The sequence below is a fragment of the Brevibacillus sp. RS1.1 genome, assembly GCF_013284365.1.
Lineage (GTDB): Bacteria > Bacillota > Bacilli > Brevibacillales > Brevibacillaceae > Brevibacillus > Brevibacillus brevis_D.
The window spans coordinates 158,116-172,369 of record NZ_JABSVA010000003.1 but is presented as its reverse complement, the minus strand read 5'-3'; the positions used below and the strand labels follow the sequence as shown (position 1 = coordinate 172,369).

General features: G+C 46.7%; 2 protein-coding genes. Both read left to right on the top strand.

Annotation, left to right across the window (positions count from 1 at the left end):
* The first annotated feature begins 78 nt into the window (after nucleotides 1-78).
* Nucleotides 79-3,357, top strand: coding sequence for a tyrocidine non-ribosomal peptide synthetase TycA (gene tycA / locus HP570_RS11195; protein WP_173625812.1), 3,279 nt, complete (start codon nucleotides 79-81; stop codon nucleotides 3,355-3,357).
* Nucleotides 3,358-3,451: 94 nt separating this feature from the next.
* Nucleotides 3,452-14,221, top strand: a complete 10,770-nt coding sequence (gene tycB / locus HP570_RS11190; RefSeq protein WP_173625811.1) for a tyrocidine non-ribosomal peptide synthetase TycB — start codon at nucleotides 3,452-3,454, stop codon at nucleotides 14,219-14,221.
* Nucleotides 14,222-14,254 lie beyond the last annotated feature (33 nt).

Genomic DNA, 14,254 nt, shown 5'->3' with positions numbered 1-14,254 from the left:
AGTTGCGTTCACTTGTTTGGTCATCGCATTGTATTGGCACACGATAGACTAAAGTTTGCCAATTATCGGAGGGGACATATGTTATCAAATCAGGCCAATCTCATTGACTTGGAGTGGGAAAAAGAACAGGTAGCCGTGTTTAATGATACAAAGGCCGAGTATCCACTGGATAAGTCGATCCATCAGTTGTTTGAGGAACAGGTAGAAGCTGTGCCACACCGAGTTGCCATCGTTTATGAAAATGAGCGCTTAACATACCAGGAGCTTAACCGGAAGGCCAACCAATTAGCGAGAGCACTGATCGAAAAAGGGATTACAACAGACAGCATTGTCGGTGTGATGATGGAGAAATCCATTGAAAATGTGACAGCTATTCTGGCCATTCTCAAGGCAGGCGGAGCGTACGTTCCCATCGATATCGAATATCCCCAAGATCGGATTCAATATATCCTGCAAGACAGTCAAACCAAGATCGTCATCACCCAGAAAAACGTCAGGCAACTTGTTTATGACGTCGGATACCGTGGTTCTGTAGTCGTGCTCGAGGAAGAACAACTGGATACTCACTCAGATTCCAATCTTCACTTGCCAAGCAAACCTACTGACATAGCGTATGTCATTTATACGTCAGGCACTACCGGCAATCCAAAAGGAACCATGCTGGAGCATAAAGGGATCGCGAATTTGCAATCATTCTTTCAAAATACGTTTGGTGTAACACCTGCAGACAGGGTTGGACAGTTTGCCAGCATGTCATTTGACGCATCGGTATGGGAAATGTTCATGGCTTTATTAACCGGTGCCAGCCTCTATATCCTTTCTAAACAGACGATTCATGATTTCATCCGTTTTGAAAACTATGTGAATGAAAATGAATTGACCATCATCACGTTGCCACCCACTTATTTGACTCACCTCAACCCAGATCATATTACTCCCCTTCGCATCATGATTACGGCAGGTTCAGCTGCCAACTTCCCTTTAGTGAATAAATGGAAAAACAAAGTCAGGTACGTGAATGCTTACGGACCTACGGAAACAAGCATATGCGCGACGATTTGGGAGGCACCTTCCAATGTGCTCGTCAACCAAACGATCCCAATCGGCAAACCGATTCAAAATACATCCGCTTATATTGTCAATGAAGAGCTACAATTGCAGCCAATTGGCAGTGAAGGCGAATTATGCATAGGTGGAGTAGGCTTAGCCAGAGGATACTGGAATCGCCCAGACTTGACCGCCGAAAAATTTGTGGATAATCCGTTCGTACCAGGAGAGAAGATGTACAGGACAGGAGACCTAGCCAAATGGCTGCCGAATGGAGAAATTGAGTTTCTCGGCAGAATCGACCATCAGGTGAAAATCAGAGGTCATCGGATCGAGTTGGGTGAAATCGAGTCCGTTTTGCTGAAACATGAACAAATAAAAGAGGCAGTGGTAATCGCAAGAGAAGACCAACACGCTCAACCTTATTTGTGCGCTTATTTTATTTCGCAACTGGAAGTAACTCCTTCGCAGATGAGAGAATATGCCGCTCAAAAGCTTCCTACGTACATGCTTCCTTCTTATTTCGTGAAGCTGGATAAAATGCCGCTCACGCCGAATGACAAAATTGATCGAAAAGCATTGCCAGAACCTGATGTTACTGCTGAGACAAATCTTGTGTACGAACCTCCTAGAAATCAGACAGAATCGATTCTCGCAACCGTATGGCAAGAGGTATTGGGAATCGAGAAAATTGGAATTCGCGATAATTTTTACTCACTCGGTGGGGATTCCATTCAAGCGATCCAGGTCGCTGCTCGTTTGCATGCCTATCAACGAAAGCTAGACACGAAAGATTTGTTGAATTACCCGACAATTTCGCAGGTTGCTCTCTATGTCAAAAGTACGACGAGGAGAAGCGAGCAGGGAATTATCGAAGGCCCTGTTACCTTAACACCCATTCAACAGTGGTTCTTTGAAAAGAACTTTACGAATATGTTCCATTGGAACCAATCGTATGTGTTGTATCGTGAGCAGGGATTTGATCCTGAAGCGATCCGAAAGGCCTTGGATAAAATCCTTTCGCATCATGACGCGCTACGCATGGTCTATCGGAACGAGAATGGGAGAATCGTTCAACAGAATCGTGGATTGGGTGGCGAATTATACGAGTTCCTTCCATATGATTTGACCTCGCACTCGGATGTCCAGCAAGCAATCGAAGAAGAGACGAAACGCTTGCATGGCAACATGAATTTACAAGAGGGACAGTTGGTAAAGGCAGCCTTGTTCCATACGCACCAAGGCGATCATTTGTTTTTGGCTATCCATCATTTAGTCATGGATGGAATTTCCTGGCGCATTCTGTTTGAGGATCTAGCAACTGCATACAGTCAGGTACTAGCAGGCAAAGATATCGTTCTCCCAGAAAAAACGGATTCTTTTAAAAATTGGGCAGTATGGCTTAACGAATATGCAAATAGTGATGCATTGACGAGAGAAATCCCGTATTGGGAGAATGTTGAATCTACAGCTAAGAATGCTCCCCTTCCTAAAGACTATGAAACGGTGGGTAGCAAACAGAGGAGTATCCGCAACATACAGGTCGGATTGCTAGCAGAGGAAACCGAACAATTGTTGAAGCAGGCAAATTCTGCTTATCAAACAGAGATCAATGATTTGTTACTGGCAGCGTTGGGGCTGGCCGTTGCAGAGTGGAGCAGGCTTGACCAAATCGTAATTAATGTCGAAGGGCACGGACGCGAGGATGTGATCGAACACGCTAACGTGACAAGAACTATTGGATGGTTTACGTCCCAATATCCAGTTTTACTAGATTTGAGTCAAATCAATCACTTACCTGACCATATCAAATGCACGAAAGAAAACCTAAGGAAGATCCCCAATAAAGGCATTGGCTATGAAATTTTAAAATATATGACAGAACCGGAAAAACGACGTGCCTTGTCCTTTTCCTTGCAACCCGAAGTAACGTTTAACTACTTGGGTCAGTTTGACTCAGGCCTTACCAGTGAAATGTTCATCCGTTCTCCTTATAGTGCTGGCAACTCACTCGGTGCGGATGGGAAGAACAATCTGAGTCCGGATTCGGAGATTTACACTTCCTTGAATATTACAGGAAGAATGGAAGGTGGGGAGCTTCTCATCACGTTTACTTACAGCGAGGAGCAGTTTAGAGAAGAGTCCATCCATCAATTGAGTAAGAGCTATCAAAAACATCTCCGGTCGATCATTACGCATTGCTCGCAGAAAAAAGAAGTCGAACGGACTCCCAGTGACTTTAGTCTAAAAGGACTTCAAATGGAAGAAATGGACGACATCTTCGAAGTACTTGCCAATACGCTTAACTAGAGAAGCACTTGCTAAAATTTCATGGGGTAAAATACGCCTTTTATTTACATTTTATTACAAATATGACGAATAATGTCGATATCGAGGTGCCGGAATGAGTGTTTTTAGCAAAGAACAAGTACAAGATATGTATTTATTGACGCCCATGCAAGAGGGAATGTTATTTCACGCCTTGCTAGACGAAGAACATAACTCTCATCTTGTGCAAATGTCCGTTTCGATCGAGGGCAATCTTGATGTTGGTTTGTATACCAATAGCTTGCATGTGCTGGTAGAGAGATTTGATGTGTTTCGCACGCTGTTTCTCTATGAAAAATTAAAGCAGCCTTTGCAGGTTGTCATGAAGGAACGGCCCATTCCCATCTTATTTTGCGATCTAACTGCATACGACGAGCAAGAAAAACAGCAGCGCTACACGCAGTACAAAAGGAATGACCAAGAGAAAACCTTTCATCTGGCGAAAGATTCGTTGATGAGAGTAGCTATTTTCCAAATGACGGAGAGCAAATATGAAATCATCTGGAGTTTTCATCACATACTCATGGATGGTTGGTGCTTTAGCATTATTTTTGATGACTTACTTTCCGTCTATTTATCCTTAAAGAACGGGGCTCCGATTTCCCTTGATCCAGTTCAGCCTTACAGCCAATTTATTCGCTGGCTGGGAAAGCAAGATAAAGAGGCTGCTCTCGCATATTGGAGAGACTATCTGGAACAGTTTGAACAGCAAACTTCTTTGCCGAGATTTGGGAAGTCTTCTAGCAATGCCTTTCTACCAGCGCAATATCGTTTTGTGCTGGACCGCATGGTGACGCAGCAGCTTTCAGCGATCGCAAGTCAAAATCAAGTGACTTTGCCAACCGTGATTCAAACCTTATGGGGGATTCTGCTCCAATCCTATAACACTACGAATGATGTGCTCTTCGGCTCTGTTGTATCAGGGCGACCAACTGAAATCGTTGGAATCGACAAAATGGTTGGGTTGTTTATCAATACCATTCCATTCCGCGTTCAAGCGAAGAACGATCAAACCTTTGTCGACTTGATACAGGATGTGCACCAAAGAACACGGCAATCCCAGCCATATGAGCATGTGCCTTTGTACGATATTCAAAACGATTCCGTATTGAAGCAAGACTTGATCGACCACCTGATGGTCATCGAAAACTATCCATTAGTTGAGGCCTTGCAGAAAAAGGCGGCGACACGACAAGTCGGCTTTGCCATTGTCAATGTCGAGATGTTTGAACCTACCAATTATGACATGACCGTTATGGTAATGCCCAAAGAAGAGATTGCGATGCGGTTTGATTATAATGCTGCTGTTTTCGACGATGCCTTTATCCAAAAAATGGCTGGGCACCTCAAGCAGATTGCGGCTTGGGTGGCAAACAATCCGAGGGTCAACCTTCAACAGGTTACCTTGCTGACAGAAACTGAAAAACAACAGCTAATGGCTAGAAACCTTGATACTTCTGCAGCTTATCCAACGAAAACCATGCACGAGCTCTTTATGGAACAGGTGGAAAGGACACCTGATCACGTAGCTGTCTTATTCGGAGAACAGCATCTGACGTATCGGGAGCTCGATGAAAAGTCCAATCAGCTCGCCAGGTTTTTGAGAGGAAAAGGGATTGCAGCAGACAGTCTGGTTGGTACGATGATGGATCGATCCATCGAGATGATTGTCGGAATTCTTGGGGTTTTGAAAGCCGGTGGTGCATTTGTACCAATTGATCCAGAGCTGCCAGAAGAACGAATTGCCTACATGCTCGAGCATAGTGGGATTCAATGGGTAGTGACCCAGCAGCATCTACTAGAGAAGGTCTCGGCCTCTACTGAAACAATAGATATCAGCGCTCCAGCCATCTGGGAAGAGAGCAGTGCGTCTGTCGAAATGATCAATCAACCAGAGGACTTATTTTATATCATCTATACTTCAGGAACAACAGGGAAACCAAAAGGCGTCATGCTAGAGCATCAAAACATGGCAAATCTGATGCACTTTACGTTTGCGAAGACCAACATCGATTTTCATGAAAAAGTATTGCAGTATACCACATGCAGCTTTGATGTTTGCTACCAGGAGATTTTCTCCACGCTGCTTTCCGGGGGACAGCTCTATCTCATCACGAATGAGATGAGACGCCATGTAGAAAAACTGTTTGCGTTTATCCAGGAAAACCAGATCAGCATTTTGTCCCTCCCAGTATCCTTCTTGAAATTTATCTTTAACGAAAAAGATTATGCACAAAGCTTCCCGCGTTGCGTCAAGCACATTATCACAGCTGGAGAACAGCTCGTCGTCACTCATGAGCTACAAAAATATCTGCGGAACCATCACGTATTTTTACACAATCATTACGGGCCGTCGGAGACACATGTGGTAACCACCTTCACGATGGACCCAAGCATGGATATACCAGAGCTGCCTCCAATCGGAAAACCGATCAGCAACACAGGCATTTACATCCTGGATGAAAAGCTGCAGATGAAACCTGAGGGCATTGTAGGGGAGTTGTATATCTCTGGTGCGAACGTGGGAAGAGGGTATTTGCATAATCCGGAGCTGACTGCGGAGAAGTTTCTCGAGAATCCGTATCAATCAGGAGAAAGAATGTATCGGACGGGAGACCTCGCTCGTTGGATGCCAGATGGCAATATCGAGTTTTTAGGGCGAATCGACCATCAAGTTAAAATCAGGGGTCATCGCATCGAGCTGGGAGAAATCGAATCGCACCTGCTCAACCACGCCTTGATTAAGGAAGCCGTAGTCATCGATAGAACGGATGAGACAGGCGGAAAGTATTTGTGCGCCTATGTCGTGTTGGCAGAGGAAGTCAGCAACGAGGAGCTGCGTGCGTACTTATCACGAACGCTGCCGGAGTATATGATCCCTTCCTTCTTTATGAAGCTGGAGCGGATTCCGGTTACACCTAACGGAAAAACAGACAGAAGAGCCTTGCCCATCCCTGAGGGGAATGCATTTACGGGAGCGGATTACCTCGCTCCGACAACCGAGCTGGAACAGAAAATGGCGGCGATTTGGGAAAGCGTACTCGGCGTTTCCCCGATTGGTATTCAGGATAATTTTTTCACGCTGGGCGGACATTCGCTCAAGGCGATTCAGCTCATTTCCCGGATGCAAAAAGACTGCCAGACAGATGTTCCGCTTCGCGTCTTGTTTGATAGACCAACTATTCAAGAAATCGCCAAGTATGTAGAAGGTGAAGAGGAAGGAACGTATCTTGCTATTCCACAGGTCGCCATGCAAGAGCATTATCCCGTATCCTCTGCGCAAAAACGCATGCTGATTTTAAACCAGCTTGATCCGGCTAGTACGGTGTACAATCTGCCCGTTGTGACGGTACTCGATGGGGAATTGAATGTGCAGCAGATGGAGAATGCCATTTCCGGTCTTGTGAGTCGTCATGAATCGCTCCGAACCTCCTTTCATACCATCAATGGCGAGCTGGTTCAACGTATCCATCCGGAATGCAAACTGCCAATCGCCTACATGGAAGCGACAGAGAAGCGTTTGAATCAAGTCATCACGGATTTCATGCGTCCGTTTGATTTGGAAAAGGCGCCATTAAGTCGGGTTGGCCTGGTCAAACTGGGAGAGCGGCGCCATGTCATGATCATCGATATGCACCATATCATCTCGGACGGCGTGTCATCGCAAATCATCCTGAATGACCTTTCACAGCTCTATCAAGACAAATCCTTGCCAGAGCAGCGGATTCAATATAAAGACTTCGCAGTTTGGGAAAAAGGTCAGGCACAGACAGACGAGTACAGAAAACAGGAAGCGTATTGGACCCAACGATTCGCTGATGAAATTCCTGTCTTGAACCTGCCTTTGGACTACTCTCGACCGTCTGTTCAAAGCTCTGAGGGCGAACGTCATCTATTCCGTTCAGAAAAACAACTGTCGGATGGTTTGCAACGAGTGGCGGCGGAAACTGGAACTACGCTCTACATGGTGCTCATGGCAGCGTACCATGTTTTGCTCGCGAAATATTCCGGGCAGGAAGACATGGTAGTCGGAACCGTGACAGCTGGAAGAACGCACCCTGACACGGAAAGCATCACGGGTATGTTCGTCAACACGCTGGCAATGAGAAATCAGCCGGTTGCGACCAAAAGCTTTAAACAATTTTTGCAAGAAGTGAAGGACAATACACTGGCTGCTTTTGAGCATGGGGAGTACCCGTTTGAGGAACTCGTCGAAAAGCTGGCCGTTAATCGAAATCGAAGCCGCAATCCATTGTTTGACACCTTGTTCATTTTGCAAAATATGGATGCCGATCCGATCAACATCGAGGGCATGACAGTGACGCCTTACGTGCCAGAGGGCAAAATGGCGAAATTTGAATTGTCGCTCGAAGCAACGCAAAACCATGCAGGTCTCCTGTTCTGCTTCGAATTTTGCACCAAGCTGTTCAAGCAGGAGACAATCGAACGCATGTCCCGTCATTACATCCAAATCTTGCAAGAGATCACTCAGAAAACGGACTTGGCTCTGTATGAGATAGAGATGCTCACCGAGCAAGAAAAGCAGGAACTACTTGTCCATTTCAATGACACATCTAAGCCTGTTCAGCTGGAAAGCACACTTCCCCAGCTATTTGAAGAACAAGTAGGGAAAACCCCTGATCAAATCGCACTGGTTTGCGGGGACAAAAAGTTGACCTATCAGGAGCTCAATAAGAAAGCCAATCAACTTGCTCGTACATTACGGAAAAAGGGAGTGAAAGCTGACCAACGAGTAGGGATTATGGCCAATCGTTCCTTGGAAATGGTCATAGGTATCCTTGCCATTCTCAAGTCTGGCGGAGCATACGTGCCGATCGATCCGGAATATCCAAATGATCGCATTGCTTATATGCTGGAAGATTGCGAGGCTCGTCTGGTGCTTACCCAAGAGCATCTCGGTGCAAAGGTTGCTGCTGGAGTGGAATGCCTGTATCTCGAGGATAAGAGTAACTATTCTCGTATCACCACAAACCTTGACCCGATTCATACGGCTACCAATCTGGCTTATGTCATTTACACATCGGGTACGACAGGCAAGCCTAAAGGGGTCATGGGGGAGCATCGAGGTATTGTCAATAGTGTGACGTGGAACAAACAAGAGTTGGCCTTATCCGTTCATGACAGAGGTTTGTTGCCCCTATCCTTTGCCTTCGATGCTTTTGCCCTTACCTTCTTTGCGTTAATTATATCCGGTTCAACGGTTGTCTTAACGAAGGATGAAGAAGCGAAAGATCCAATCGCGCTCAAAAACCTGATCTCATCATGGAGTTGCAGCTACACGGTGTGTGTGCCAAGTATGTTCCAAGCGATTTTGGAATGCAGCACCACCGAAGAGATCAGCCCACTGAAAATGGTCATGCTCGGGGGAGAAAAGCTATCGCCAAAGCTGGTTGAGATGTGCAAAGAGATGAATCCGCAAATGATTACGGTCAATGCGTATGGCCCGACAGAAAGTAGCGTTATCGCCACCTATCTGTGCGATGCGCTCCCGGATGCTCCGATCACCATTGGACGGCCAATTGCAAATACAAGCATATACATCGTGGATCATTCGCACCAGCTGCTACCAATCGGTGTAGTGGGAGAAATATGCATTGGCGGACTCGGTTTGGCACGCGGATATTGGAACAAACCAGAGCTTACCGAGGAGAAGTTTGTTTCCAATCCATTTGTGCCAGGTGAACGCATGTACAAGACGGGTGACCTTGGTAGATGGCTCCCGGACGGTACGATTGAATTCGCTGGACGCCTGGATGAACAAGTAAAAGTGAGAGGATACCGGATTGAGATCGGGGAGATAGAATCGGTTCTTTTCAGCTATGAAATGACAAATGAAGCGATTGTCGTTGCTTATCAGGATGGAAGCGGGGACGCGTATCTGGCCGCCTATTTCACTGGTAAAGAAAACATCTCGGAAGTGGCGCTGCGAACACATCTATCTCAAGAACTGCCAGCGTATATGGTTCCAACCTATCTGGTTCAACTGGACACTTTCCCGCTCACGCCAAATGGCAAGATCGATCGCAAAGCGCTGCCGAAGCCAGAAGGAAAGCCTACAACAGGTGTGGAGTATGCCGCGCCTGCCAATGAAGTAGAGGCAACACTAGCAAAGATTTGGGAAAACGTCCTTGGCATCTCCGGCATCGGCGTGATGGATAACTTTTTTGAGTTGGGTGGACATTCTTTGAAAGCAATGACGGTAGTGGCGCATGTGCATCGGGAGTTTCAAATTGATCTCACTTTGAAGCATTTCTTTGTGCAGCCTACCGTTCGGGCCTTGTCCAGGCTGATAGCAAACAGTGAGAATACGTCAGATGCATCGATTCAACCAGCAGAACGACAAGAATACTACCCGGTATCCTCTGCCCAGCAGCGGATGTACGTACTTCATCAGTTGGAAGGAGCGGGCATCAGCTACAATACGCCTGGGATGATCATGCTAGAGGGTCAACTGGATCGCGATCAAATGGTGCATGCGCTGCAAGCATTGGTAGATCGTCACGAAATCTGGAGAACCTCCTTTGAGATGGTAGGACATCAGCTGGTCCAAAAAATTCATGACCACGTGGAAGTGGAAATGACGTATCGGAATGCAGAAGAACATCAGATCGATGAGATTTTCCAAGCGTTTGTCCGTCCATTTGATCTGGCTGTTCCGCCACTGTTGCGCATGGGTCTCGTGCAAATCTCGGATGAACGGCATGTTCTCTTGTATGACATGCATCATATTGCTGCGGATGCCTCGTCCGTCCCGCTTATTTTCAATGAACTGGCGGAATTGTACCAAGGCAGACAATTACCGGAGCTACGTATCCAATACAAAGATTTTTCTGTCTGGCAAAAACGCTTTACCGAGTCAGATGACTTCAAGAAGCAGGAAGAGTATTGGCTCCATGCGTTTGAGGGGCACAACAGCGTCTTGGAGATCCCGACAGATTTTCCGCGACCAGCTGTGAAAAGCTTTGAGGGTGATCAAATCGTACTTGCTACCGATAGACCTCTGCTGGAAGCTTTACACGCGTTGGCTGCAGAAACGAAAACGACGTTGTTTATGGTGTTGCTAGCCGCCTACAATGTGCTGCTTTCGAAGTATACAGGGCAGGATGATATTGTTGTCGGAACGCCAATCTCCGGCAAGACGCGTGCTGAGCTCGAACCGATTGTCGGCATGTTCGTCAATACGCTAGCAATCAGAAACAAGCCGACAGCGGAGAAGACCTTCAAGGAGTTTCTGATGGAAGTCAAGCAGAATGCTCTTGATGCCTATGATCATCAGGATTATCCATTGGAAAGTCTGGTTGAAAAGCTTGGGATTCAGCGTGATCCGGGACGCAATCCACTTTTTGATACCATGTTCATTCTGCAAACCGACGAACTGTACCAAAAAACACTGGGTCAACTAACCTATCATCCTTATGAACCGACGAGCGCGCTTGCCATTTCAAAGTTCGACCTGTCTTTTCACCTGACTGAACGGGAAACAGACCTGTTGCTGCGACTGGAGTACAGCACCAAGCTGTTCAGAAGAGACACCGTAGATAGAATGTCGCGTCATTTCATGCAAATTCTACGCAATGTTGCAGCAGAACCTGATAGGCAGCTTCAAGCGATTGAGATGCTGACGGCAGAAGAAAAGCAGTTGTTGCTGGTGGAGTTCAATCACACAGACAGAGAGTATACGGAAGACCAGACCATACAACAGCTCTTTGAGGAACTGGTAGCAAATACGCCTGATCAAACGGCTATTGTATTTGAAGAGAAGCAGATGACGTACCAAGAGCTCAATGAAAGAGCGAACCAGTTAGCCACGGTTTTGCGGGAAAAAGGGCTAGGTCCTTCCCAAATCGTTGTCATGATGGTGGAGCGTTCCTTGGAAATGGTCATTGCCACGCTCGCCATTTTAAAAGCTGGCGGAGCCTTTTTGCCGGTCGATCCCGACTATCCCGAAGAAAGAATTCGCTACATGATTGAGGACAGTCAGGCGAAGCTCGTACTTACGCATTCTCACTTGATCCACAAGGTGTCCAGTCAGGCAGAGATTATCGATTTGGACGATGCGGAAAGCTATTCGGCACAAACAGACAATCTACTTTGCATCAACAAGCCGTCTGATCTTGCCTATATCATTTACACGTCCGGTACTACTGGCAATCCAAAGGGCGTCATGCTGGAGCACAAAGGGGCAGCCAATTTGCAAGCCATGTTCAAGAATCACTTCGGCGTAACCCCACAAGATCGGCCAGGACATTTTGCGAGTATTTCTTTTGATGCATCGGTGTGGGATATGTTTATGGCTCTTTTGACAGGAGCGACCTTGTATATCATCTCGCGTGATACGATCAACGATTTCCGCAAATTTGAGGAATACGTCCACAAAAACGGAATTACCATTCTCACGTTGCCGCCGACGTATGCCATTTATCTGGAGCCTGATCGTATGCCGTCATTGCGTATCCTGATTACTGCTGGATCGGCAGCATCTACCGCGTTGGTAGAGCAATGGAAAGAGAAAGTGACCTATATCAATGCCTACGGCCCCACAGAGAGTACGATTTGCGCGACGACTTGGAAGGCTTTGCCACATGAACCAGTTGGTCAGACCATTACGATTGGCAAACCGATTCAGAATACGAAGCTGTTCATCGTGGATGAACAAATGCAATTGAAGACAGTCGGTCAAATAGGTGAATTGTGCATCAGCGGGGTGGCGCTAGCCAGAGGATATTGGAATCGACCAGAACTGACGGCAGAAAAATTCGTCGACAATCCGTTTGTGCCAGGAGAGAAGATGTATCGCACCGGAGATCTGGCTAAATGGCTTCCGGACGGAAATATCGAGTATCTCGGCAGAATCGACCATCAAGTGAAGGTACGCGGTCATCGGGTAGAGCTGGGCGAAGTCGAGAGTGTTCTGTTGCGGTATGAGACGATTGTGGAGGCAGTAGCCATTACACATTTGGATGACCTAGGGCAACCTTACCTGTGCGCATACTATGTAGCTGATGGGGCTGCAAGTCCGGCTCAATTGCGAGAATTTATGGGAAAAGAATTGCCAAATTATATGGTTCCCTCTTTCTTTGTTCAGTTGGATAAGATGCCGTTGACACCGAATGACAAAATTGACCGCAAAGCATTGCCGAAGCCAAGCCACGAAGAAAAATCGGGCAGAGAATATGAAGCACCACAAAACGAGCTGGAACACTTACTTGCAACGACTTGGGCTGAGGTATTGGGAATTGGGCAAGTGGGAATGAAAGACAACTTCTTTGAATTGGGCGGAGATTCCATCAAAGCCATTCAGGTATCCACGCGTCTGCACGCAGCAGGCTGGTCGCTGGCGATGAAGGAACTGTTCCAATATCCGACCATCGAACAAGTTGCTGCCCATGTCATACCGAACAACAGAGAGAGCGATCAGGGAGTAGTAGAAGGCGAGATTGACTTGACGCCCATCCAGAAGTGGTTCTTCGAGCGCAATTTCACTGACCGCCACCACTGGAATCAGGCTGTCATGCTGTTCCGAGAGGATGGCTTTGACCCGGGACTTGTTCAACAGGCGTTTTATAAAATCGTCGAGCACCACGATGCGTTGCGCATGATCTACAAACAGGAGAATGAAACAATCACGCAAATCAATCGAGCGCTGACAGGTGAGCGATTCCGCTTCCATTCATATGACTTGAAAGACCATGCAAATAGTGCAGCTCATATTTGGGAGTTGTCTAATCACATCCAAAGCAGTATCGATTTGGAACAGGGACCACTCGTCCACTTGGCACTCTTCTCCACAACAGAAGGGGACCATTTACTGATTGCCATTCATCATCTGGTCGTGGATGGCGTCTCATGGCGCATCTTGTTTGAAGATTTTTCCTCTGCCTATTCGCAGGCTCCCCACAATCAGGAGATCGTTTTGCCGAAAAAGACAGATTCATTCAAGGATTGGTCGGCTCAACTGCAAAACTATGCCGAGAGTGACGAGCTTTTACGAGAAGCGGCGTACTGGCACAACCTCGAGAGCACGGCCACGGCAGAAAAGTTACCAACCGATTTTGTTACAGCAGATCGTAAACAAAAGCACACCCGTACAGTGAAGGTCGAGCTGACAGCTCAAGAGACAGAAAACCTGTTACGTCACGTCCATCATGCTTATCACACCGAAATGAATGACCTATTGCTGACTGCGTTGGGATTAACCGTGAAAGAGTGGGCGAATACCAACTATGCTGTCATCAACCTGGAAGGTCACGGTCGCGAAGATATTCAGAATGAAATGAACGTGACTAGAACGATTGGGTGGTTTACATCCCAGTTTCCTGTCGTGCTAGATATGGAAAAATCAAAGGACTTGTCCTACCAAATCAAGCAAATCAAAGAGAGCTTGCGTCGCATTCCAAAAAAAGGAATTGGCTACGAGATTTTACGCACGTTGACGGCGGATAAACTGCGTCCATCCCTGCAATTTAGCCTGCAACCGGAAATCAGTTTTAACTACCTCGGGCAATTTGATTCGGATGTGAAATCTGGCGGATTTGCTTTCTCGCCACTCGGGACGGGTCAGCTTTTCAGTCCAGAATCGGAGAGGGTATTTTTGTTGGATATTTCCAGCATGATCGAGGATGGAAAGCTCCAGATCAGTTTTGGTTACAGCAGTCTCCAGTATCAGGAAGAAACCATTGCGAAATTGGCTGACAGCTATCGGAATCACTTGCTCAGCATTATTGAGCATTGCCTATCAAAAGAAAAGGGAGAATTGACCCCGAGTGATCTGGGTGATGATGACCTTTCCATGGAAGAACTGGAGAACATCCTGGAATTAATCTAATCGGGCGACATGAGAAATGCGATTCCTCCAATA

Bases quoted from the DNA above. Each gene is read 5' to 3' on its own strand.
- tycA (WP_173625812.1), top strand. From the start codon at position 79: ATGTTATCAAATCAGGCCAATCTCATTGACTTGGAGTGGGAAAAAGAA.
- tycB (WP_173625811.1), top strand. From the start codon at position 3,452: ATGAGTGTTTTTAGCAAAGAACAAGTACAAGATATGTATTTATTGACG.